General features: G+C 60.7%; 19 protein-coding genes. 12 read left to right on the top strand and 7 right to left on the bottom strand.

Translation table 11 applies throughout. The features are described from left to right. The first annotated feature begins 80 nt into the window (after positions 1–80). On the top strand, positions 81–896 hold the full coding sequence (locus tag ASD37_RS08880; RefSeq protein ID WP_056550610.1) for a formate/nitrite transporter family protein: 816 nt from the start codon (positions 81–83) through the stop codon (positions 894–896). Here ASD37_RS08880 and ASD37_RS08875 read toward each other — a convergent pair. Further along, positions 893–2314 (bottom strand): APC family permease, encoded by a 1422-nt coding sequence (locus tag ASD37_RS08875; RefSeq protein ID WP_056550609.1) that lies wholly within the window; start codon positions 2312–2314, stop codon positions 893–895. The genes ASD37_RS08880 and ASD37_RS08875 overlap by 4 nt on opposite strands. Before the next feature lie 104 nt (positions 2315–2418). Between ASD37_RS08875 and ASD37_RS08870 the strand changes: the two genes are divergently transcribed. The 3 genes from ASD37_RS08870 to ASD37_RS08860 are packed head-to-tail and all read left to right on the top strand — an operon-like array spanning position 2419 to position 5043. Beyond that, positions 2419–3621, top strand: a complete 1203-nt coding sequence (locus ASD37_RS08870; RefSeq protein WP_200959806.1) for an ROK family protein — start codon at positions 2419–2421, stop codon at positions 3619–3621. Then, positions 3621–4376 carry a glucosamine-6-phosphate deaminase gene (locus ASD37_RS08865; RefSeq protein ID WP_056550608.1) on the top strand — a complete coding sequence of 252 codons (756 nt, stop codon included), beginning with the start codon at positions 3621–3623 and terminating at the stop codon, positions 4374–4376. The genes ASD37_RS08870 and ASD37_RS08865 overlap by 1 nt, the downstream gene beginning before the upstream one ends. A gap of 43 nt (positions 4377–4419) precedes the next feature. Then, entirely contained in the window at positions 4420–5043 is a 624-nt protein-coding gene (locus tag ASD37_RS08860; protein WP_156720815.1) for a hypothetical protein, read from the top strand. A 78-nt stretch (positions 5044–5121) separates the two neighbouring features. On the opposite strand, the gene ASD37_RS32185 is transcribed toward ASD37_RS08860, so the two are convergent. From ASD37_RS32185 to ASD37_RS30895, 3 genes are all read right to left on the bottom strand, one after another. Then, a complete protein-coding gene (locus ASD37_RS32185) occupies positions 5122–5445 on the bottom strand; it encodes an HNH endonuclease (protein WP_235568030.1) in 324 nt (107 codons plus the stop codon). Then, positions 5432–6004 carry a hypothetical protein gene (locus ASD37_RS32180; RefSeq protein ID WP_235568029.1) on the bottom strand — a complete coding sequence of 191 codons (573 nt, stop codon included), beginning with the start codon at positions 6002–6004 and terminating at the stop codon, positions 5432–5434. Before ASD37_RS32180 ends, ASD37_RS32185 begins: the two co-directional genes overlap by 14 nt. Positions 6005–6353: 349 nt before the next feature. Further along, entirely contained in the window at positions 6354–7385 is a 1032-nt protein-coding gene (locus tag ASD37_RS30895; RefSeq protein ID WP_082570044.1) for a GTP pyrophosphokinase family protein, read from the bottom strand. A gap of 636 nt (positions 7386–8021) precedes the next feature. Here ASD37_RS30895 and ASD37_RS08845 point away from each other — a divergent pair. Together ASD37_RS08845 and ASD37_RS32670 are read left to right on the top strand one after the other, a co-directional pair. Beyond that, a complete protein-coding gene (locus tag ASD37_RS08845) occupies positions 8022–9587 on the top strand; it encodes a hypothetical protein (RefSeq protein WP_156720814.1) in 1566 nt (521 codons plus the stop codon). Between the two features lie 16 nt (positions 9588–9603). Next, on the top strand, positions 9604–10473 hold the full coding sequence (locus ASD37_RS32670) for an HNH endonuclease (protein WP_156720813.1): 870 nt from the start codon (positions 9604–9606) through the stop codon (positions 10471–10473). Positions 10474–10497: 24 nt separating this feature from the next. On the opposite strand, the gene dbpB (ASD37_RS08840) is transcribed toward ASD37_RS32670, so the two are convergent. From dbpB (ASD37_RS08840) to dbpB (ASD37_RS08830), 3 genes are read right to left on the bottom strand one after another with little or no spacing between them, the layout of a single operon-like run. Next, a complete protein-coding gene (gene dbpB / locus ASD37_RS08840) occupies positions 10498–11598 on the bottom strand; it encodes a DGQHR domain-containing protein DpdB (RefSeq protein ID WP_056550604.1) in 1101 nt (366 codons plus the stop codon). After that, entirely contained in the window at positions 11591–12832 is a 1242-nt protein-coding gene (dpdA, locus tag ASD37_RS08835; RefSeq protein ID WP_056550603.1) for a tRNA-guanine transglycosylase DpdA, read from the bottom strand. Before dpdA ends, dbpB (ASD37_RS08840) begins: the two co-directional genes overlap by 8 nt. Further along, positions 12829–13971 carry a DGQHR domain-containing protein DpdB gene (dbpB, locus tag ASD37_RS08830; RefSeq protein ID WP_056550602.1) on the bottom strand — a complete coding sequence of 381 codons (1143 nt, stop codon included), beginning with the start codon at positions 13969–13971 and terminating at the stop codon, positions 12829–12831. The genes dpdA and dbpB (ASD37_RS08830) overlap by 4 nt, the downstream gene beginning before the upstream one ends. A gap of 991 nt (positions 13972–14962) precedes the next feature. Here dbpB (ASD37_RS08830) and queC point away from each other — a divergent pair. From queC to dpdF, 6 genes are all read left to right on the top strand, one after another. Then, on the top strand, positions 14963–15655 hold the full coding sequence (queC, locus tag ASD37_RS08820) for a 7-cyano-7-deazaguanine synthase QueC (protein ID WP_056550600.1): 693 nt from the start codon (positions 14963–14965) through the stop codon (positions 15653–15655). Continuing rightward, a complete protein-coding gene (queE, locus tag ASD37_RS08815; protein WP_056550599.1) occupies positions 15655–16290 on the top strand; it encodes a 7-carboxy-7-deazaguanine synthase in 636 nt (211 codons plus the stop codon). The genes queC and queE overlap by 1 nt, the downstream gene beginning before the upstream one ends. A gap of 8 nt (positions 16291–16298) precedes the next feature. Beyond that, complete coding sequence (gene queD / locus ASD37_RS08810) at positions 16299–16664, top strand: 6-carboxytetrahydropterin synthase QueD (RefSeq protein ID WP_056551006.1); 366 nt, start codon at positions 16299–16301, stop codon at positions 16662–16664. Positions 16665–16666: 2 nt separating this feature from the next. Then, complete coding sequence (gene folE2 / locus ASD37_RS08805; protein ID WP_156720812.1) at positions 16667–17455, top strand: GTP cyclohydrolase FolE2; 789 nt, start codon at positions 16667–16669, stop codon at positions 17453–17455. Between the two features lie 169 nt (positions 17456–17624). Next, positions 17625–20750, top strand: coding sequence for a protein DpdE (dpdE, locus tag ASD37_RS08800; RefSeq protein WP_370072574.1), 3126 nt, complete (start codon positions 17625–17627; stop codon positions 20748–20750). A 23-nt stretch (positions 20751–20773) separates the two neighbouring features. Beyond that, entirely contained in the window at positions 20774–23305 is a 2532-nt protein-coding gene (gene dpdF / locus ASD37_RS08795; RefSeq protein ID WP_304438707.1) for a protein DpdF, read from the top strand.

Raw genomic sequence — 23305 nt, 5'->3', positions numbered from 1 at the left:
AGCCAAACCCCGGGGTCGGCGGTGAACAGGCGCCAATGGGGGTATGACGAGCTGATGACCAGTGAAAACGCGCCACGCCCGTGACCGAGACCGACCGGCGCGACCTCGGTGATTCCGACAGCCCCATCGAGGACGAACTGGAGGACGCCTTCCAGCGGATGATTAGCGAGGGCACCCAGCGGCTGCACCGTCCGTGGCGTGAAGTGCTCACGACCGGCTTCTTCGGCGGCACCGAGGTGGCCCTCGGCGTGCTGGCCTATCTGGCGGTGATGAACCAGACCCACAACCCGTTGCTGGCGGGCCTGGCCTTCTCCATCGGGTTCCTGGCACTACTGCTGGGCCGCAGCGAGCTGTTCACCGAGGGCTTCCTGGTGCCGGTGACGACGGTGGTCGCCAAGCGGGCCAGCGTGGCTCAGCTGCTGAAGCTGTGGAGCGGCACGCTGGTGTCCAACCTGGTCGGCGGCTGGCTGGTGATGTGGCTGATCATGACCGGCTTCCCGAAGCTGCGGGCGCAGACCGTCGAGTCGGCGAGCCACTACATCGACGCACCGATCGGCCCGGAGTCCATTGCGCTGGCGGTGCTCGGCGGCATGGCCATCACCCTGATGACCCGCATGCAGCACGGCACCGACTCGATGCCGGCCAAGATCGCCGCCGCCGTCGCCGGCGCCTTCCTCCTGGCCGGCCTCCAGATGTTCCACTCGATCCTGGACTCGCTGTTGACCTTTGGCGCCCTCATCTCCGGTGAGGCGCCGTTCGGGTACCTGGACTGGCTGGCCTGGTTCGGCTACGTCGCACCGCTCAACGTGCTCGGCGGGTTGGCGCTGGTGACGCTGCTCCGTCTGATCCGCAGCAAGGACCGGTTGAAGGACGAGCGGGAGGACGCCGAGTCCTAGGTCTGGACGGCTTCGTCGACGAAGGTTTCCCGAATCTCCTTGGGGCCGAAGGGCCAGGTGGTTTCGGCCTTGGCGTAGATCAGGAAGGCGACGCAGCCGATGACGATCCAGCCCAGCGACAGCGCGATCGAGAGCCAGGTCGCCGAGTAGTAGACGTACACCCAGCCGACCAACGCGACGATCGTCGGCACCGGATACAGCCACTGCCGGTAGTGCCGTTGAAGATTGGGCTGGCGGCGGCGCAACACCACAATCGCGGCCACCTGCGCCAGCGACTGGATGATCACCAGCGTGGCGACCGCGGCGTTGATGATCGTGGTCAAGGTGAACAGCGACCCGATGATGGTGATGACGCCCATGGCGATCACGCCCGCGGTGGGCAGGTTCAGCTTCGGGTGCAGCTTGGCGAACACCGACAGGAAGACCTTGTCGCGCGCCGCTTCGAACGGCACGCGGGACCCGCCGAGTAGGCCGGCGAACACCGAGCCGATGGCGGCGATCACGATCAGCGCGGTAATGATCTGCGCCGCAGTCGAACCCCACGCCTGTTCGAGCACCGACGAGGCGACGGAGGTGGACGACTTGATCTCCTCGAGCGGCAGGGAGCCGAGCACGCCGATCTGCAGCAGGAAGTAGATGCTCATGATGCCGAGGATGGAGAAGACGATGGACCTCGGGATGGTGCGGCCGGGGTCGCGCATCTCACCGCCGAGGTAGGCGGTGGTGTTGTAGCCGAGGTAGTCGTAGACGGCGATGATCAGGCCGGCGCCGAGGCCCGCCCAGAAGGTGCCGTGGGACCCGAAGGCGCCGGGGGTGAAGTCGAAGGCCTGCGCGGCGCTGAAGTGGCTGTACGCGGCGATGATCGTGCTGAACACGGCGACGAGCATGACGACGAACAGGACGGTGGTGAGCTTGCCGATCTGGCCGATCTTCCGGAACAGCGCCGCCATGATCAGCAGCGTGATGCCGACGCCAATCAGCTTGCCCAGCGGCGTGTTTCCGCCGTCGCCGCTCACGCCGGGGATCAGGTAGCCCAGGTACTGGACCAGGCCGATGATGCCGGTGGACATGATCAGCGGGATGAACAGCACCGCGCTCCACACGAAGAGGAACGGCATGAGCCGGCCGGTGCGGTACTGAAAGGCTTCGCGGAGGTAGATGTAGGTGCCGCCGGCGCCGGGCATGGCGGCGCCGAGCTCGGCCCAGATGAGGCCGTCGGCGAGGGCGAGGAGCGCGCCGATGATCCAGCCGAACATGGCCTCCGGCCCGCCGAAGGTGGCGACCATCGCGGGGATGGTGACGAAGGGTCCGATGCCGCACATCTGGGTCATGTTGATCGCGGTGGCCTGCAGCGGGCCGATTTGGCGTTCCAGCGCCGGCTGCTGGGGCGTCGAGGCTCCGGTCGACGGTGAGCTCATCACGCACCTCCTTCGTTGTAGTTTGTTAGTAAAGTTTCTTAACATACTCGGCGCAAGTGTGCGAGAGTTCGTGTGTAAATTCTGGAGTCGACGAGGACGGGGAGGTGGCGGTGGACGGCCGTACGGCACCGCAGGCGGGGACCCCGGCGAGCATGCGCGCACTCAACCAGCGGCTGGTGCTCGACCGGCTGCGCGAGCACGGCGAGGCGACGCGGCCGGAGATCGCCGGCCACACCGGGTTGTCCAAACCCACTGTTGGACAGGCACTTCTCGACCTCGAACAGCACGGCCTGGTGCAGGCGATCGGCCGTCGGCTGGACCGTCCCGGCCGCGCCGCGGTGGTCTACCGCACCGCGCCGGACGCCGGTCACATCGTCGGAGTCGACGTCGGACGGCGAGTGGTGCACGTCGCGGTCGCCAACCTGGACGGTGTCGTCGTGTCTCGCGTCGAGCAGCCCAACCGGAGCCGCTCCGGTGCCATGCTGGTGCGCATCGTTGGCGAATCGGTCGCCCGTGCCGTCGCCGAAGCCGGGCTGACGGGGGACGACATCGTCGTCACCGTCGTCGGCACGCCGGGCATCCCCGACACCGAGACCGGCACCGTGCACCGCTCGCCGAACCTGCCCGGCTGGGAGCGGCGCGGACTGCTCGGGGAGCTGATGGCGTTGCTCGGTGCCAACGGCTCGACGGTGTTGGTGGAGAACGACGCGAATCTGTGTGCGGTCGGCGAGCACGCCCGCGGCGCGGCCCAGGGCGTCGACGTGGTGGCGTGCCTGACCGTGGGTACCGGCATCGGCATGGGAATCCTGGTTGGCGGCAACCTGTTCCGCGGTGCGCGCGGGGCGGCGGGGGAGATCGCCGACCTGCCCTACGGCCGCGTTCCGGCGGGAGTGACGTCGCACCGGCCCGGACCCGTGGAGGTGGTGGCGGCCGGTGACGCGGTGGTGTCGGCGGCCCGCTCGGCGGGGCTCAGCCTGTCCACGGCGAAGGCGGTCTTCGAGGCGGCCCGCGCCGGCGACGAGCGCGCGGTACGCGTGGTGGCCGACGAGGCGTCCAAGCTGGCGCGGGTGGTCTCGGTGATCACCGCCGTGCTGGACCCGGGGCTGATCGTGTTGGCGGGCGGCATCGGCCGCAACGTCGATCTGCTGGCCGACCCGATGCGCCGCGAACTGGCCGAGACGATTCCGTTGGTGCCCGACATCGTCGGGGGAGAACTGGGGGACGACGCCGTCCTGGTTGGGGCGATCGCCACGGCGATGGACACGGCGTGGGACTTGGTGTTCGAGCGAAGGGTGTTGGGGCGGTAGTGGACGTCATCGTTGAGCGGGACGAGGCGGCGTGCGGGCGCACGGTCGCGGACGTACTCGACCGGGCTGTGCGGTCGGGGGCTCGGACTTTGGGGTTGGCGACGGGGTCGTCGCCGCTGTCGGTGTACCGCGAGCTGATCCGGCGGCACCGCGAGGATGGGTTGTCGTTCGCGGCGGTCCGGGCGTTCCTGCTGGACGAGTACGTGGGGCTGCCGGCGGAGCATCCGCAGTCCTACGCGCAGGTGATCCGGACGGAGTTCGCCGACCACGTGGACCTGGGGGGTGTGTTCGGTCCGGACGGGAATGCCGGGGACTTGTGTTCTGCCGCAGCGTCATACGATGCGTTGGTCGTCGAGTCGGGGCCGGTGGACGTGCAACTGTTGGGCATCGGTGCCAACGGGCACATCGGGTTCAACGAGCCGGGGTCTGCCTTGGACTCGCGGACGCGGGTGACGACGCTGACGCCGCAGACGCGCCAGGACAACGCGCGGTTCTTCGCGAGCATCGACGAGGTGCCGCACCGCGTCATCACGCAGGGGTTGGGCACGATCAGCTCGGCCCGGCATTTGGTGTTGATCGCGACGGGGGAGCACAAGGCGGCGGCGGTGGCGGCGGCGTTGCAAGGGCCCGTCACTCCGGAGTGCCCGGCGTCGGTTCTGCAGTTGCATCCGCGGGTGACGGTGGTGGTGGATGAGAGGGCTGCGGGGAGGTTGGAGGGAAGCGGCAGACGGCCGGCTAACGGAGTAGACCATTAACTTCCCATTTGTAGTCACGACGTTTGTCGGACTGACGCTTCCCTTGTTCGCATCGACCAAGAACCCCCTACGTGGCCGACGGCTGTTCTGGTCGGGTCTGGCGATTGCGGTCGGATCGGCATTCTTCATCGCATACCCACCGGACTGGAAGTCGGGCCTGGGATTGTCGGCCTTTGTAGCCGCGATGATGTTGTTTACCGCGTTCTTCACGACTCCGTATCTCAAGATCGGTGGAAAGGTGTTCGCGTTCTTCACCGTTGACACTGAATCGGAGAAGAGGACGGGTGACGACGCTCAGGGCGCCGAGCCGCGAAGAAGTCCTGCACAGCCCACTGGTGTGCTCACATCGGCGCGCAGATTTTGGTGGCTCATGGTGCCCGCGATGGCCCTATGCGCTTTCAACGTCGGGCAGTACGTGGTCGCCGGAGAAAGCCCACGGCTGGCGGTGGCGATGGCCGCCGTCATCGTCGCCGTGGCGCTCACTCTTGGTTATGGCGATGGCCGAGCGAATTTCGGATTTTCTCGGAGGCAAACCCTCCAGTTCGTGATCGTGTCGGTCATAACGCTGGGCACGTTGACCGTTCTCTATGTCGGTGCTTATGCGGTGGGCCGACAGCTGTGGCGACGACACCAAGACCGCTCTCGTCAACCCAGGCTGTCAGGCTGACCGCCGGAACGCCAGGCCCGTCGACCGCGCGCAAATAGATTCCGTCCACCGAAGGATTTTGCTTCGGCCCGACGTTTATCAGAGCGCTAGCTTGAACTCGCCGAAGCGTTCCGCAAGCCGCTCTTTCGAGGGCCTGTCATTACGTCTCTTCGGCAGAGTGATCGGCCGCCCATCCATCTCCTGAAGCCCGTATCGGAGCATCGGTCCGTCGACCTCCTCCATGAGGTCGACGTTGATGCGCACGACGTAGTCCGGCGAAATCCCCAGGAGATTCGCATCGTATGCGGCGTGGTGAATCTTGCACATGCTGAGGCCGTTGTCGGTGACCGGAACGCCATGTGGCTTGTCGTCTCCGATGATGTGTGCAGCATCGAGTAGGCGGCCGTGCTTAAGTGAGCACACAGTGCAGCTTTGCCTGTACGCCAACATAATTCGCCCGCGAAAGTCTGGTTGGTGAAGTCGCTGTTTGATCGCGAATCGCGTATTCACGCTCGATTGGTTTGAGGTGAAGCGGATCAGACACAAACCGCAGGCCCTCGTCGAGAGTCAGCATAAATTGACGATTGTCGAAATCATCGTGCACGACGTATACGGGGAAGACTGGTACGAAGACACCTTGCCGAATGGATCGCAGCAAGATGATTGGCAATCCGAGCTCAAAAGCTCGCCGCATCTTCTTGTTATCGCCATCGGTGCTGCCCGCGCGGTAGTCGTAGGCAAAGAGGGAATCTCCTACGTCGGCGTCGGCATAGCGTCCGGATGGACTCGATATGACCGACAGGGTTGCGAGCATGCCGCGTGGATTCCAGATCCCGCGATTTCGATCGATGATTCGCCGGACTTCGTTGCCAACCTGAAGGGCTTCAAGCTCCGTTCGCGTAACCACGCCGTGTTCGGCAACGATCTCGGTGAGTCGATCAAAGATTAACCGGCGAAGGTGTAGCTCAACCTCGCTTTCCATGGGAGAAGTGTGCCACGGCGATGGCGATATAAAAGTCAAAACGCTCGTCGGCGTTGCAGAAGATGGCGACCTTGGAAGTCCGCCGAACGCCGCGAAGTTAGGACCGCAACAGGTCTCAAGACGTAGGGTGATCAGACCCCTCAGGTCCGTCCCGTGACGCAGTCCGGGCCATTTAGGAGAAACCGCAATAGAGCGCCGTTCGCGCCTCGACGAGCGCCTCAAACAGCGAATGCACCGAGAAATTGGCTATCGTCCACATACGAAAAATTGCTAAACTTTACCGCTTTAGAGTGTGTATTCAACTTCTTTGCGCAACGGGTGATGGAGGCCTACCCTACGTTCGATCCCGCTAGGAGCGTTTAAGGCGGTTTAAGCGGAAGGATGGTTGAGCGAGACCTACACACTGTCGGGCGAACCGTACATCGCTTAGCTTGGCCTGATTCCTGATCGCGGCACCTACTTTTGCGGTGTCAGCCTCATTTGTGGCCGCGACTCCAGTTGAGCTTCTCATTGATTCACCGCGCTGAAGCAACTTCGTCACTTCGTCTACCTTGGTTATTCCAGATCGGGCTAACTCTTCGACAAATTCAGAATATTCAGCATCGCTGCTTTCGCTCCTATGAACATAGAGTGCGCGCAATAAAGCTTTGAGCGTACTTCGATCGATCGTGATGGAAGCCGAGGTCGGCCCATCCTGTACGGGGCTCAGTCCTTTGGTAACTTCGAGCGACGCTTTGGCGACCACATCCTGTAGGAGTGCCGTATCACGAATTTGTTGAAACGTTTTATCAGCCAAATGGAATAGGCCAACGAGCGCGCCAAAATCGTTCTGAGACTCTGCCGGAATGCTGTTCAGGCCTTTATAGCCAAGATAGTGCTCGACGACAGCCCATGCGTCCTGAAGAATAGTGCGGACTTGTACCTCGAACACCAGCGATTTGATATGATCGTAGTAGGGTCCGCTATAGTTTGACCGAATCTGGCAATCATAATGAACCGAGCGGTATCCGAACCGATCAGGCGTAGATCCTTTGGTCTTATCTTCGTACTTTCGAACATCAAATTTCTCGCGGACGACTTTGTCGACGAGCTCGAGGTCACTGAGGAAAAGGCATACGACTCGAACTCCTACAATGTCATGCATTTCATCGAAAGGATCGGCATATCGTTTCTTTGCCGCCTTCTCGATAAAGCTTTCCTGCTCCTTAACCCTACTTTCGCATGTATGGAACTTTAAAGGAAGTGCTTCAAGGGCACTCCGTAATTCTTTCTGGGCCTCGAAGGCAAGATCCTCGTAGGTCTGTCGTTGGGATGCGAACTTGTCTTTCAGATTGGCGATCTCGCGGTCGGCGACGAATTCCGCGGGGTCGAAGTTGTTCATGATTTTTTTTTAGTTCTGGTATTACCGGCCGACAACCGCCAATTGGTGGATACCTCGCGAGTGCCGCGCGAAGGTTTGCCAGCACGAACGCCGTCCGGTAGGTACCCATCCAGGAAGGTGCGGGCAGGGTGGGCGATGTGCATTTGAGCGAGCAGGTTAAAGGCGCGGGGACGGCACACATCAAGAGCATAGCTGTCATCAGCTGCCTCTGCGTCAGGCGAACTCGTTGTTAGAACAAACCGGCGCAGTGCCGTCCGCGTCGTGTTGGAGATTGGGTGGAGTTGCGGGCCGCAAGCGCGTCGGAAGATCCGTGTGCCGGAGTCGCGCGACGCTTGACCGCGCTGGTGAAGGTGACCTGACGAAAGGGCGCTCATGATTGAAAAGTTGGTGCGGTTGCTGATACCGAGTGAGGGCCGTCGCACCGCCGAGGCCCGTTATAGCGACAGGCGATTCTGTAAGCGAGTTCCGGCTTGCCCACGGATGTCACCGCTTGGGCGCCGCGACTTCGATACGATGTTCTCGCCCTTGGTAGTTCGGGTCTGATTGGTATATCGTGCCGCCGATGTCGAATTGCTTTGACAGTTTCGTTAAGCACTGGACGTTAGTATTGTTCGACTGGGCTATAAGGAGATAAGAATGCACCTCGAGGTTCCTGTTCTCGAATTTCATCAGTACGGTTCCTCGGAACCCGATGACAGGCTGCTGATGTTCGCGGCAAGTGCGTCAGATCTGTGGTCATGGGCTGGCGTCCCTCGAAAAGGATGGCGTGTGCGTATGCTTTATCAGCGCTGGATCACTGAGTCTCGCCAACAAGAGGTGATCGGATTCTGGAATCAGGCTTCGAAACGCCGGAGTGACGAGCCGCGTAAGTACCTCGTTGGGCCGAACGCGATTACAGCGGCACTTTTCGACGATCCTATTATCGACAACGGCAAACTTATTTTGAGTTATGACAGACCGTTTCGCGACGAGGACTCACTGACCGACAAGTTAGCGGCATGCGCTGGTATTGTTATGAATCGAATGCGGCCTAGGCTGACTGTCGATGAGCTTTCGGTGCTATCATCAGGCCCGCCTTGGCCAGATCTCGCATTCGCCCATAACTATGTGCTCGAGTCGCTATGTCAGATTCAGTGGGCGTTTCTCGATCCCCAGGACTTCATCGACAAGAATGAAATTGAGGAGTCGAGTGTTCGACAGCTGGTCGAATCGCTCGAGGCGTTATGCCGCCCCGCGTTGATCGTCGATGGCCAGCATCGATTATTTGGAGCGGCGAATGCGGATGCGGAAATCCTCTTGCCTGTGGTGGCGATTCCTAGCAGCCCTTGGATGGAACAAATCTACCAGTTCGTTGTAATTAACGAAAAGGCGAAAAAGGTGGATTCGTCTCTTCTTACCGACATCTTCGGCAGTTCACTGACTCCCTCTGAACAGACATTGATTCGTCGACAGCTGGTGGCCGCCGGCGCGTCAGTAGACCCACGTATCGCGGCGGTTGTCGCATCAAGGGACGTTGGCTCGCCGTTCTATGGAATGGTGAAGATCAACCTCGACGGCGATCCCCCAGGCATTGCTAAAGGTTTTATTCCGGATGCGACGATCCGCCAGTTAATAGATGGGGGTAGTGGTAGCAAGGGGTGGCGGTCCGACGACAGCTTCTACGAAAAGTTTGTCAGCCCAACTTTTCCTGACAGGCAGGAGTGGGATTCATATTCCGATGGACTTTGGCGACCCTACTGGTTCGCTTTCTGGTCTGCGGTGAAAGAGTGGTACAACGCGGAAGCGTCACTCGACCTGTGGAGTGAGAAACAGTCAAATCTGACAAAGGCGGTGACGCTGAAACTATTTCAAAAGCTATTCATGGCGCAGGCCGCCACACGTGTTGAGGGAGTCCTAGTTTCACGTGCGACTCTGGTCGATGTGTTGGGTGAGGAAGTCGCGGACGAGAAACTGCTCGAAAGCATCGAGAAGGTCGCTATTCCACGGACGCCCGAAGAATTTGCTGAGATGGTTCGCTCATGGTTTCTGCAAGATGGGGTTCCCGTTCGGGTGTTCGAGTACCCATGGGTTTCGAGCCTCGATGATTCCTCGGGCCAGCAGGCGCTTTATGAAGAACTAGAAGAAGCCTTTAAGCACAGCAAGGATCCGCTGAAAAAGTATCGCGCCCAAAATAACAAAATATTCACCACTCCTGATAAGTAGAGGGCGCTCTGTGGACATGGATCGCCTTAGTTCTCAAATGACGGCGCTCAACAAGGTCGTAGATGATCGCTCTTACTCAGGTATATACGACAGCATTTCCTCATTGATTGACCGCGCGATCATTGGTCAGCTGGCCACTGACGCGAGCTTCATGCCAATCCGCGATTTTCCGGCGATTTACGCGGGTGAAAGTTTGCGCAGAATCGACGCCAGACTGCTCGAAATGGGAGTCGATGCCGAAACGAGACTGCGCCTGGCGCCGCAGGTGAAACGCATCTTGGTGCGCGGGCAGGCTTTGGGGTCGCGGTATGCGCCAGTAAGTGACGCGGTACTGAGGTCTGTGTTTGCGAGGTTCGCGGAGGAGGGTCGGAACCACCTGAGGTGCACGGCATGCGGTTATCACTTCACGTCTACCGACATGAGCGAGTCTAGGCGAAAAATTGTGGATGAATGTGGGCTCGCCCTCAGTCAGCGTATGCGCATGGAACGCGCGGCCGATCCTATTAAGACGTCATGGTTTACAGGTATGCATATCGACCACGTCGTCCCCCGGGCGGGATGGGGGTCAACGGATTCGGTTAATTTGCAAGTTTTGTGTGAATTATGTAATCAGGGGAAGCTAATTTTCCACAACGGTTGGGAAGCGCTCTCTGTCTTGTTAGCCGGAGCATATAGCCTTTACTTCTCCTGTGGCTACCGACCGAACAGAACTATCTTCTATGCCTGTATGGTGGTAAATGAGTCGCGATGTAAGCGATGTGAGCGTGGTGCTGTTGAAACCGAACTTACAGTACGCCCCGCCTCCGAGTGGTTCACGCCCTGGACGGCAGATGTTATTTGTTACGGCTGTGTAAGCGAGTCGGGTAATTTCAGATCGCTCGATTAGTCGCCGGAGGTTGTCCGGAAAGACTTATTGCTGAAGCGTTGTCAGCAGCAGATTCGTGAGCAGTTTAATGTCGTTGGGCGTGTTTTGCAGGCCGTTCCAACGGCGCTGATCATCTCGGCCCAGGTCCCAAGTACCGGCACACCACGCGGTTACGTCGGCTAGGACGAATAGGTGGTTGTCGAGTCGTGCTTCCGGCAACGCGTCCGCCACACGACCCTCAGTGAGCGCATCCATTACATAGCCCATTGATTGGATCCCGACCCCATGGGTCAATCGCGACTTCCGCGGGATCATCTTCCACTCGATGGGCCAGGTGGCCTCAACGAGATTCCAGAATATCTTGAGATGCAGAACCATCTGCTCGATGTCGCCGGTGCCGTCTTCGGGATCGCGGTACTGGTAGAGGGCCCCGTCGTAGAGGCTGTTCTCGATCATTCGGAGGACGCTGTTGTCCTTGATGTAGCCGTCCGGCGATGTCGGCGTCGCAATTGCGCCACGAAACGGGCTGTCAGAGTCGTGATTAAGTCGAACCATGACTTGAGCGGGTAACTGGCGTCTCGCATACTTGGGTGGTAGATGGCCAGTCGCGTCCGGTAGAAGCTCGTGGATGAGGCCCTTAGGCAACGGCTTGGTGTTGTTGACCAGGATGAACTGGGATCGCTGTTCGTCCGTGCCGGCCGCAATGAACGCGACTGCTGCTACAGGAAATTCGGCGACATCCGCGTCTCGGATGGCAGCGATCCGCTGCTGGCCGTCGACTAGCAACGCCGGCTTGTCCGCGTCGTCCAACGCTTCGTCCACGGGAATTACTAATTCGCCCATCACGGAGTACTCGACAGGGCTGCACTTACGTGCGGGAAGGAAGCGGACTCTCTCGTCGAACGCCAGGACGACGGCGTTCGGCAACATGGCATCTGGCGACTCGATGTAGCGCCGGATGGCCCGGATGTGGTTCATCACTTCTGGGCGTTGGTAGCCGTGGAGGTCACCGTTGTCGCTTCGCTTGACTCGGGAGACGGCGGTGAAGTCAAGGAGGTGCTTGCCGTCGACCGCAAAGCAGTAGATTCGTCGCTCTCCTTGACGAACCTCCAGCGCGGGAACTTTGATCTCGTAGCGGTCAGCCACTCGATGTCCTTTCAAGCAAGGCCGTCTTCGACGGGCGGAGTCGTTTCATCTTCTCTGCAAGGACCGACAGGTTGTGGAAGCCTCGCCGCTTGTTGCGCTCACTGGCACGGAAGATAATCATCTCGATTCCGTGCTTCTCACAGAGTCCGCATCCGCACCGCTTCCACGGGGAGGCCCGAAGCGTCTCGGCGTACTGCTCTCGGTAGGACTTCTTGGTACCGACGATGCTCTCGTACGCGATGACAGCGTCTAGTGTCTCGTCGAGGGATGCATCGCCACGATCGAATGCACGCAACGCCTGCAGACTCATCCGTTCGCCGTCGATGGCTGCGCGCTGTGACACTCGGCCGGACAAAATGGCTCGCTTTAATGACACGTTGCCGTCGACCTGGGGCACTTTGATGGCGGCGTATGTTCTCTCCAAACTGTGGTAGTTGTCCCGATCGTCCATGAACGACTGGCGGAAAGACGACGTGCTGTCGAAGCTTCTCACGCCGAGTGTCTCGAACTCGGCCATTGCGTCGATGCGAGTGATACCGAGAAGGTGCAGGCGCGTGCTCGGAAGCCGAATACGGTCGATGGTTAGTAGACAGGCGAGGATGTCGGTGGTCTTGAGCGGCACCATCCCGCCAAGTGCGATGTGGTCGTACCCCATGTCTTGAAGTTGACGGACGCTGTCGGCGTAACTCGCGGGGTCCCAACCCTGTGCGGCCCCATAGAGTCTGAGCGTTGTCCCGCGTTCGTCAGCAGCCGCCTTGCACTTCTCGGCGAGGGAGAGGGATATTCGGCGCCTCTCCTTCCACTCGTCGGGAGCATCGCTGAGATCCCGACGGAACCCAAGGATGATGTGGTCGATGCTAACGCCGGCATCGAACCCGCACTGCTCGTAGAAGTCGAGAACTTCGTTGACGTTGTATGGCGGTTCGGGTTCGTTGACGTAGTTGAATGCCCCGCAGTCGCCAAGGGTTTGGACATCCGACGGAAGGCGAAAGAACCCGCGGACACCGAGTCGGTACAAACGTTGTCGCTGGGGCATTGAGTACTTGCCCACGCCCTTGATGGAACCATCGACGATCGCCTTTGACACCAGGATGCCGTTGTAGGCCGGCACTGTCAGGACTTCGTGGGCGTATTTGTCGTCCCGTTGTCTCACCCTCAATGGGGAGTGCTCATCGTGAACGAAGTCGTACGTCGGACTAACCTGATCTTGGCTGTCAGGGAAGTAGAACTTCACGACTGTTCCTTACGCGCAGTCACATAGGCCCGTGCAAGATAGTTTGATAGCGCGGAGATGTGCTTAGAAACGTTCTGCAGTTCGTCCCATGGCAGTCCAAGTTCCTCCCATGTGCCACTAGTCCAATGGCACTTCGAAACGATGCGCGAGAGCTCCCTCTTAGTGTCGGCTTCGGCTGTCAGCGAAGTGACGTCTATGTGGACCATCACTCGATCCATGAGCCGACTCATGGCTCGTATTCCGACCCCGCCCATCAGCTTGGACTTAGTAGGTGGCTTGCCCCAGGCCTCGGGGAAGAGGTCGCGGACGGCATTCCAGTAGGTCAGAAGTACGCGCCGTATGCCGTCAGTGTCGGTCGAACCCGTCGCCATGTTGCGGTAGGGGAACAACACGCCGGAGGGCGATTCAAGGGACTCCTTGAGTGCCTCGACAAGACTCGTATCCGTCACGACACTTTGGCGTCGATCATCTACGTCGGTTGATGCACGCTTGACCAATCCGAAGAACGGTGAATCAGGTTCGCGGTTCAGCATGTCGACCAAGGCAGACGGCATGCGGCGTTGTGACAAGCGCGGCGACGGGGCCGAAATCACCTCGGGGAGAAGCTCAGTGACAAGATTCGACGGCAAGGGAGCAACAGTATTGACCCGAAGAAATTGATCTCGCTGCAGTTCTAGGCTCGGGGCCACGAATCCGGCCACCGGAACTGCCAGGCGGGTGTTAGAAGTGCGGGCCAGCGCGAGACTTCGTTGTTGTCCATCGACGATCCACGCCGGGCGCGGTTCGTCGGGGTCGCTGGGTATCGGAATCTCGAGCGTGCCCGAAGTTGCCAGACCATCAGTGGTAGTCGGCCCTCTGCTGGACCGGAATCGCACCGTGTCAGGCAAGGCGAGGATGAGGCCGTTGGGAAAGAGGACTTCCCCGGAGTTGAGGTAGTCGAGTATTTGCTTCACATGGCTACGTCGTTCTGGCCGTTGATATCCCAGAAGCTTGCCGGCCGCGTCGCGGGAGATGCGTGCGACGTCCGCAACAAGGTCGACTTCTTCGGCGGCCAATGCGAACAGATACAAGGGCATCTCGGAGTTTTGCTCGATGCGCAATGCGCGCCGTTCCAATACCCGGTCAGATTGATCGCTCATCCACGTGCCGCCTGTCGTCGGAACAAATCGCCAAATCGCTTCTGCTCGCAGGCAATACCGCCGTCTCGGAGCAGGCGCAGTGCGCGACTCGCAGAGATGGCGGGGTCGTCGACTACGATCCGCTTAATTAGCGCGCTGATGTCGGCGTCCGTCATGGGTGCTCTGTCGTACCTCTCAACCAGTGCGACCGATGAAGCCCACGTTGTCCACTTGGCTAACGCCTTCGCGTCGTGGAGGGCGGATCCGCTATGGCATTGCAGCCATCGGCGGGCCATCCGGATGGTGACACTGGACGCCGTCCCGCCCAGATTGGCTCGCAGCGATCGGTCGGACGGTAGTCGAGGCAATCCCTCGATGGATCGAGCCCCACCCACCAAGAGTAGGTCGCCTCCGCGTTGTGCGAGGCAGACGAGGTCGTCGTCCATACAGCGGGCGTATGTCTCTGAGAGGACGACCAGGACGCGATCGTTCGAATCCTGCGATAGGGATTTGGTGAAGTCGAGTGAACCGAGACGCTGCCACCAGTCCCGAAGGTTAGGCGTTCCCGAAGCCACTGAATCGGCGTGTCCGGCAGAGAATGTCGCGGCATAGGCCGGGGCGCGTGTGGATACGTCGCGTAGGCCGAGGCCCGCCGACGCCACAAGTAGTTGCACGGTGTAACCGGCGCGTCGTGCGTCGGCAGCAAGTCCACGCACCTGTTGCCAGGCCTCGCCTTGGTAGAGGTCGATTAAGGCGACTTGCGGTTCGGCGGTGGCGACACGCTGGTGCCATGTCTCGAACCGCGCCGCATTGTCGCCTGGGGGTAGAGAGCCGACTCGAAGGCGAGGTGCAGGAGCAGCCGATTTTCTGTCCGTGCAGTTCACTACGATCGTCAGTTTGTGCATGTTCCACCTCCCCTGTCGGGTTTCGAAACTACACACTAGATGTGTCGGCTCGCGACTGTAGTTTCGGTTACTATAGCCGCACACACCCACAGGGTCGGGAGGATGTCATGGAAACACCCGCAGTAGTTCTTCTTAGTGGGGGGCTCGACTCAACGACAGTCTTGGCTATCGCCAAGAGTCGCGGATTCACCCCTTACGCGTTGTCCTTCCGCTACGGACAGCGGCACGCCGTGGAGCTCGTCTCAGCGCAACGGGTTGCTGAGGCGCAATGCGTAGCACGGCACGTGGTGGCCGATATCGACCTCCGCGTCTTCGGTGGTTCGGCACTCACGGCAGACATCGAGGTCCCGAAGCACGACGCAGTCAGCGACCTCACCGATGACGACATTCCGTCGACCTACGTACCGGCTCGGAATACGATCTTCTTGTCGTTCGCGCTTGCGTACGCGGAAACGGTGGGAGCGAAGGACATCTTCTTGGGAGTCAACGCCCTCGATTACTCGGGTTACCCGGACTGCCGCCCTGAGTACATTGCCGCGTTCCAAGCTATGGCGGACCTGGCGACTAAGGCTGGTGTTGGCGGCGCCGGTTTGACGATCCATACCCCTCTCATCGACATGACGAAGGCCGACATCGTCCGCGCTGGAATTCAATTGGGCGTTGACTACGGTCTGACCTCGTCTTGCTATGACCCAAACTTAGCGGGACATCCATGCGGACGATGTGACTCATGCCTGCTTCGCCTGAAAGGATTCGAGGAAGCCGGCCTTCCTGATCCGCTTTCTTACCAGGCTGCGTAATGACCTACACGGTCAAGGAGATCTTCTACACCCTGCAGGGTGAGGGGCACCACACCGGCCGGCCGGCGGTGTTTTGCCGGTTCGCGAGTTGCAACTTATGGACGGGCCGTGAACGTGACCGCCCTCGAGCGGTTTGCCAGTTCTGCGATACCGACTTCGTCGGCACTGATGGCGTTGGGGGAGGGCACTTTCGAAGCGCAGTCGAACTCGCTCAGGCCGTTGGTCGGACGTGGCCGGAAGCTAGTCGAGACGATCGCATGGTGGTCTGTACGGGCGGTGAGCCACTCCTGCAGCTCGACTCAGAGCTCGTAAGTGCACTGCACGACGAGGGGTTCTACGTCGCGATCGAAACGAATGGCACTCGCCCTGCGCCGGAGGGGATCGACTGGATCTGCGTAAGTCCAAAGATCGGGGCGCCTCTCGTCCTCACGGCAGGTGACGAATTGAAGTTGGTATATCCCCAGGACGGCGGTGACCCGTCTCAGTTCGAGAAGCTCGATTTCAAGTCGTTTCGACTTTCGCCGATGGACGGCCCTGCTGTCCGTGAAAACACCGCCGCGGCGGTGGAGTACTGCTTGATGCGGCCGAAGTGGCGCCTGAATCTGCAAACCCACAAGTTCTTAGGAATCCCATGACCGACGTGATGGAAATTTTCTGCGAGTTCAAATTTGAAGCCGCACACCGCCTTCCGAACGTGCCGAGTGATCACAAGTGCTCCCGCCTGCATGGACACTCGTACCAAATTCAGGTGCACGTGAAGGGCCCGATCGAGGACCGGTCTGGTTGGGTGATGGACTTCGGCAACGTCAAGGATGCATGCAAGCCCGTCATTGGTCGACTGGATCACTACTACCTCAACGAGATCGATGGACTCGAGAATCCGACCAGCGAACACCTCGCCGCTTGGATCTGGAACGAACTGGCGTCGTCGCTGCCGATGATGTCCGCTGTTCAGGTGCGCGAGACTTGTACGTCCGGATGCGTCTACCGCGGACCAAGCAAAGACTGATTATGGGCGGGCTAGCCGACATACAGTCAGCACGGGATGCGCGTGGCGTAGACATCGACGAAGTGGGGGTGTCGAATCTGCGGTATCCACTCATTTTCGACGACGGCGACCTTGTCCAGTCTGGCATCGCGGAACTCGAGATGACGGTCGCGCTACCCGCAGATCGCCGCGGGACCCATATGAGTCGGATGGTGCTGGCAGTCGATGCGCACTTGGACCGTGTGAACCCACGCGAACTTCACACGGCGTTCAAAGCCATCGCGAATCTGCTGGACACCACAGATCTCCGCGTGGCGCTCACTTTGCCGGTAGCAACCAGGGTCGACTCGCCTGCAACGGCGAACAGCGGATATCAGGTCCATGACCTCAGTCTGCGTGGACGGCTCGCGAGCGATTCGTTCCTGCTCGAAACCACTGTGACTACTGAAGTGACAACCCTTTGTCCTTGCAGCAAAGCGATCAGCGACTACGGCGCGCACAACCAGCGCAGTAGGGTCTCGCTGGCGGTCGACGGCCACGACGACGCCGCATATCCATTGCCCGCGTCTGATCTTATTCAGCTGATACGAGATTCGGCGTCGTGCCCGGTGTATCCGGTTGTCAAGAGGCCCGACGAACGCGCAATCACCATGGCCGCCTACGACAACCCAAAGTTCGTCGAGGACCTTATTCGCGACCTCACCCTGAACTGCCGCGGCCTCGGGGTGCCGCATCGAATTGAGGCTCGGAACATCGAGAGCATCCACAGCCACGATGCCGTCGCAAGACTCGAATGGACGGGATCGGCCTAGACCGTCAGCGGCCCTCGGCGCGTTTCGCTGCGCTTGTCAGAGCAAGTTCGTAAGCTGAGCGAACTATGTCTGGAGCAGTTCTAGTATCTCAACAACGGTATCGACGGGTGCGCTACCTCAAGCGCGATGCGAATTCTTCCGCGCTTGCAACCCGGCAATGTGACCGTGAGTGGTTCGGGAGGTGAGCGGGGTTCGCGTTGGAGATCTGGTAAGCACGGCGACCTTCGGAGTCGGGAGGTTGCTAGCGGTCCAGGACGACGCCGTGAGGGTTAGATACTTCACCGGGCCGAACACATCGCCATACACCGAACGAGTGCACGACAAAGGCGCAGTTGCGAATGCTGTGCTTGCGCCGCACACTCGGGTCTACCTGAACGACGGTCGACGGTGGCGCATCGGTCGTATAGATGGACGGCCGGACGAGCAGAAGCGCTATACCGTCGCCTTTCCCAACCTCGAAGGCGCTGTGTTGGGAGTAGATGCGTTCGAGGTCCGGTGGAGCGTTGCGGCGGACGACCCGTTCCCCGTGCTGGAGTGCCTCGGGGGCGATAGTCCCATCGTGTACGAGTCCCGTCTCGGATTCGTTCGAGAGTGGACGAAGCAGCGAGCGGCCGCGATGGGCGTCGAGGGCCTACTTCTAGCTTCGGTCGAACTCCATCGCCACCAGTTGGCGGTGGTACGGCGAGTGGCGGGCGATCCCATCAAGCGGTACCTACTGGCCGACGAGGTAGGGCTCGGAAAGACCATCGAGGCGGCGGCGCTTATATGGCGCTTCCTAGCCAAGAATCGGAATGGACGCGTGCTCGTCCTGGTTCCCGAACACTTGCGCCACCAATGGGCGGTCGAACTGCTGGACCGATTCCGCACCGGCCGTTTCTCTGATGCATCGGTGCGGATACGGTCACTCGCTGACGATTCGCGATGGCCGGCGGATCCAGTCGACATGCTCGTCATCGACGAAGCGCATCGAGTGACGCGCAACGGATCGCTCCCCCTCGACTTGAGGAACCGAATAGCGGGCATTGCCCACGCCGCAGAGGAACTCTTGTTGCTTTCGGCGACACCGGTGAGGTCCAACGAGGCGGGTTTCCTCGATTTGCTCCACCTACTGGACCCGGCCCACTATCACCCAGACCAGGTCGAGGCCTTTACCCGTCGAGTGGAAGACCGCGACAAACTCGCCTTGATCGGTCAGGGCTTGACTTCAGACATCGACGAATTCGATCTGACGCTGTATGCCGAACAGTTGGAGACCGACTATCCCGAGGACACCCTGCTGGCCGACCTCCTCGCCTCGGCCACCTCGGCAGACGACGACCATCGGTCGACCGCGGTTGCCCGAGTGCGAGAACACCTTTCGGAGGCCTACCGCCTGCACCGGCGGGTACTCCGTACCCGCCGTACTCCCGAAGTGATGGCCAGTTTCGGCGTGCGCGGCCGAAAGCGCGCGAAGCCATTCGTCGTGTTCGCCAAGGACCCCACCGACGTCCATCGGACGGAGTTGCTCGATCAAATTCGCCTCGACCTCATGGCGGCGGTCGAGGGTGGACAGTTAGACCTGCAGGACTGCGTCGATCTCTTCCGCGAGGTAGCACAGCGATGCGGGTCGCTGCCGCAAGCACTGCTGCCACTGCGCTCAACAGAGCGGGGCAAGCAGTCGGGCTTAGTAAGTCGGCTAGGAGATCTGGTTGGTCGCGAAGTATTGACGAGCTTCGACTCGTTGCTTGACGCAATCTGCGCTGACCTTGAGGACCAAACCAAGTCCGTCGTCGATGCTCTGACACCGATCACCGGATCCAAGACTCAGTCGCGCGTGGTGATCGCCACGTCGTTCACCGAATCCGCGATTGCCTTGGCGGCTGAGATGACCCGTCGTTGGGGAAAGACGCGAATCGCTACGCATCTCAGCGCGAATGGTGAACAGGACAACCGTGACGCCATCGCGCGCTGGACGAACGGCGGATCCTGCTCAATTTTGGTGGTGGACGCGAGCGCTGAAGAGGGCGCCAACCTACAGATTGCCGACGCTCTGATTCATCTGGATCTGCCGTGGGAGTCCTTTCGGATCGAACAACGAATCGGACGCTGCGATCGGCATGCCCCCACGCCTATGGGACCTATCGAGTCCACCGTGGTCGCGTTCGGCGACGAACCGTATGCGAATGGCTGGTTAGAGTTCGCCGCCGACGGATGCGACGCGTTCACGAGATCGCTGTCTTCGCTGCAGTACGTGCTCGCCGATACGGAGCGCACGGTGCAGGCCGGGGCATTGCGCGAAGGGCCGGATGCATTGGGGGATGCAGTACAAGAACAGAAGGCAACGCTGCGGGCGGAGAAGACCCGGATCGTCGCTCACGATGCCCTCGACCAGTTGGAGGTGTCAGACGCGGTTGACGACGAGGGAGAGACTGTCGACGACCGCCTGATCAAGAGCGATCAGAATCCGGCGTTGACGCGCAGGCTTACGACGTGGCTCGAGGGCGTGGGCGCGAGCCTCAGTTTCGAAGAAAAAGACATCCTCCGGATCGGCAAACATCCTCGCCCGCAGGTCCCGTTCGCGCTCGAAACAAAGATCATGGGCGCATCCGGCGCACCCTTGGCCGTCGCGCGACCGGCAAGCGTGCAGCGTCGTCTGCCCATTCTGCGGGCTGGCCTTCCCATGGTCGACGCGGTAGGCGAACATCTACTGCGCGATGATCGCGGTATTGTCTTCGCGATGTTTCGGCCGTGGCCCGGGATGTGGCCTGTACAGGTCGCCTTTCGCGCCGAGTTCTTGATTTCGACGTCCTTTGGCGATGAGTTTGTCGACGAGGCGGACGCGCTCGGTTTGCTTCCCTGGATGGATCAGATACTCCAGGAAGTTTCTCCGCCTGTTGTCAAAAGGGTAGTAATGAACCCCGAAGGCGAGTTGGCAACGGGTGCTCAACTGTTGAGGCCGTACGAGCCGAAGAAAGGCGACCAAAATGTCGTTGCCAGGCCGCAACTTTTCGAACAACTCACCAAAGCGCTCGACTGGACTGCACTGTGCCGCAATGCTTCCGAGCAGACGCGGCGACTGGTCGAGGTACGTTCGTCAGTGATCGATAGACCGCAGGCAGCGGCAACTCAGGTTCGAGAGGCTATCGGGCGTCGAATCGACCGTAGTCGCGCCCGAAGATTGGCGGGACTGTCCGATTTCGACGGTGACGCCGGCAGTCTCGAGGCACTAGTGCCTGAGCGTTTGTCCTTGGAGATACTACCGCTCGGGTGCGGCGCCATCTTCATCGGTGATCCTTCAATGCTTGGGAAGTCGTGATATCAACGTCGGAGGCCCAGGTGATGCTGGACGCGTGGGCCTCTGGCACGCCCTTCGCCGTCACCAGTCGGTTCGCGTCGGCGTTATCCGACACTGCGCCAGGTGCTTCCGTCGGTGCCGCGGACGTCGCAGTCTTACTACGGCAGTGCCTGCGATCTGACGATGAATACCGCCTTGCTTCGATGGCAGACCACGGCTCGTTTGTCCGAGCGTGGCTCGAAGTCCCTTTCTGTCAACTGTTTCCAGAGTCCTTCGCTTGGTCGAACTACGGACTGCTCGCACAGTCCAGGGGAGAGCGAGGGGTGCGCATCAGCGCCGATGCGTGGCGCCCCGAGTGGCTCGACGTTTCCCCGGGCATAAGCGTCGACGGGGACTCCGCCGCCGGCGTCACGTGTCGCACCAATGAAAGTGTCCAGGGCGATCCCTTTCTGCTGGCCATCGATAGCGAATTTTTGATGTACAAAACGCCAGGGCAGCGCGCCTCTGTGCGAAGTGCCATGGTGCTACCGGCGGGGGCGACGCTGGTGGTGAACTTGCCGACCGGGGCGGGCAAGACGTTGGCGATGCTCACGGCGGCGGAGATGGCGGCCTCGGGAATGACGTCGGTCATCGTGGTGCCGACCGTCGCACTGGCTCTGGATCAGGAGCGTAGGTACCGGGCCCAGAACCCTGACTCCCCGGGGACGGCGTATTACGGGGGTCTGTCCGCGTCGGCGAAGAAGGGTTTCAGAGACCGACTCTGGGCGGGGGAACAGCGTGTCATCTTCACCAATCCCGAGGCAGTCGTTTCCTCACTTGCCCGACCACTCGCCTATGCCGCCGCAGGCGGTCGTCTGGCCCTCTTAGGCGTAGACGAAGCACACGTCGTGGGCTCTTGGGGGGATGCTTTTAGGCCCCACTTTCATAGCCTGGCCGGCTTGCGTCGGTTGCTGCTGCGAGCGGCAGAGGACGCCGGCCACCCGCCAATGAAGACCATCCTGGCCAGTGCGACGCTGACCGAGGACGTCCTGATCTTGCTCGAAATCCTGTTTGGCGAGCCCGGACCATTCCTGCACGTGGCGGCCGCGGCGCTGAGACCAGAACCAAGCTACTGGCAGGCCACCGACCTCGAGCCTGCTGCGCGGGAGGCGTACCTACTCGAGACACTGTGCCACGTACCCCGGCCAGCGATTGTCTACACCACCCTGCGTCAGGAGCAGCGATTTGGCACACTCACTCCTTCGCGGATAGCGGATCTCCTTCGTTTGCAAGGCTTTCGGCGTCTGGAGGTCGTCGATGGCGGCTCATCCACCGCCCACCGGGAGAAGGTGCTACACGGGTTGCGGGCGGAAGGCAACGTTCAGTCCAACATCGACGTGGTCGTGGCGACCTCTGCCTTCGGACTCGGAATCGATGTGTCCGACATCCGTTCGGTCGTGCACGCCTGCATCCCAGAGGGCATCGACCGCTTCTACCAAGAGGTTGGACGCGGCGGTCGAGACGGTAAGGCCTCGACATCCGTATTGCTAGCCACGCCCCAGGACGAGGATCTGGCACAACGTATGGCGTCACCCAAGTATCTGACATCGGAACGCGCGCGGGAGCGATGGACGGCGATGATGGCTGCCCGCCGAGACGTCGGCAACGGGCTTCATCGCCTTCCGTTGACGGCGATATCGGGCGACGTGAAGGTCAACAGTGAGTACAACGAGCGCTGGAATCTGTTCACGGTGATCTTGATGGCTAGGGCTGGCGCGATCGAGTGGGACTTCTCATTTTCGGGCCGCGACGCGGACGGCGAGTTGGAGTCCGACAGCGGATGGCTGACGATCAGAGTGATCCGGGGCGATCATCAGACCGATGATTTTTGGCGGGACGTCGTCGACCAGACTCGCCGCTTGATGGTCGAGAATTCGCACAAGAGCCTGCTTCAACTCCGCAATGCCATGAACGGCACCGGTTGTGCTGGCGTGTTGGTCGCTGAGAGTTTCACGATCGACGAACCGCCCGAGCTACGCACTACTTGCCTGGCGGCCTGCGGGGGGTGTCGCTGGTGTCGTGCACATGGCAAGCCGCGCTGGGCCTCGCCTTCACCCACCCCGGCTGCGATCGCAGTCGCCCCCACCGACAGACCCACGTTAGATCGGTGGGCCGTCGATGGCCTGTACGGGCGGCGGATCGCGATCTACCTGGACCTGTCGATTTACGCCAACCGTCGCGGCAACCTACTTAGATTTCTAAGCGCACTGGTCTCAGCGGCAAACATCGGTCTGATCGTCGCAGGCAGCAGCGTGGTCGAAACGGTGCGCGGCGTGGTCTCCAAGTCGCCGAGTCTCCGACGGTCAGTGATGGTAGATACGCTGCGCGACTATGACCCAACCACGGCGGTCGGGGTGCCGACGCTCATCCTCTTGTCCGAGGGGGAGGACGCCGAGGAGTGGCTGAATGGCAGTAGCCGCGCCCCCCTGACGGTCGTCTGCGGGGCGCCTGACTCGCCCGTAGGCCGCCGCAGTGGCCTCACCTTGCGTGATCATGATGGCTCCTACCCGGCCGCCGAAATTGAAGAACTTCAATAG

Source organism: Mycobacterium sp. Root135, from assembly GCF_001426545.1.
Taxonomy (GTDB): domain Bacteria; phylum Actinomycetota; class Actinomycetes; order Mycobacteriales; family Mycobacteriaceae; genus Mycobacterium.
This window is presented reverse-complemented; position numbering and strand designations above follow the sequence as displayed.

What these genes read in the sequence shown, in the direction of transcription:
- ASD37_RS08875 (WP_056550609.1), bottom strand. Translation starts at nt 2,314, where the DNA reads ATGAGCTCACCGTCGACCGGAGCCTCGACGCCCCAGCAGCCGGCGCTG.
- ASD37_RS32180 (WP_235568029.1), bottom strand. Translation starts at nt 6,004, where the DNA reads ATGGAAAGCGAGGTTGAGCTACACCTTCGCCGGTTAATCTTTGATCGA.
- ASD37_RS30895 (WP_082570044.1), bottom strand. Translation starts at nt 7,385, where the DNA reads ATGAACAACTTCGACCCCGCGGAATTCGTCGCCGACCGCGAGATCGCC.
- ASD37_RS08845 (WP_156720814.1), top strand. Translation starts at nt 8,022, where the DNA reads ATGCACCTCGAGGTTCCTGTTCTCGAATTTCATCAGTACGGTTCCTCG.
- ASD37_RS32670 (WP_156720813.1), top strand. Translation starts at nt 9,604, where the DNA reads ATGGATCGCCTTAGTTCTCAAATGACGGCGCTCAACAAGGTCGTAGAT.
- dbpB (WP_056550602.1), bottom strand. Translation starts at nt 13,971, where the DNA reads ATGAGCGATCAATCTGACCGGGTATTGGAACGGCGCGCATTGCGCATC.
- queC (WP_056550600.1), top strand. Translation starts at nt 14,963, where the DNA reads ATGGAAACACCCGCAGTAGTTCTTCTTAGTGGGGGGCTCGACTCAACG.
- queE (WP_056550599.1), top strand. Translation starts at nt 15,655, where the DNA reads ATGACCTACACGGTCAAGGAGATCTTCTACACCCTGCAGGGTGAGGGG.
- queD (WP_056551006.1), top strand. Translation starts at nt 16,299, where the DNA reads ATGGAAATTTTCTGCGAGTTCAAATTTGAAGCCGCACACCGCCTTCCG.
- folE2 (WP_156720812.1), top strand. Translation starts at nt 16,667, where the DNA reads ATGGGCGGGCTAGCCGACATACAGTCAGCACGGGATGCGCGTGGCGTA.
- dpdF (WP_304438707.1), top strand. Translation starts at nt 20,774, where the DNA reads ATGCTGGACGCGTGGGCCTCTGGCACGCCCTTCGCCGTCACCAGTCGG.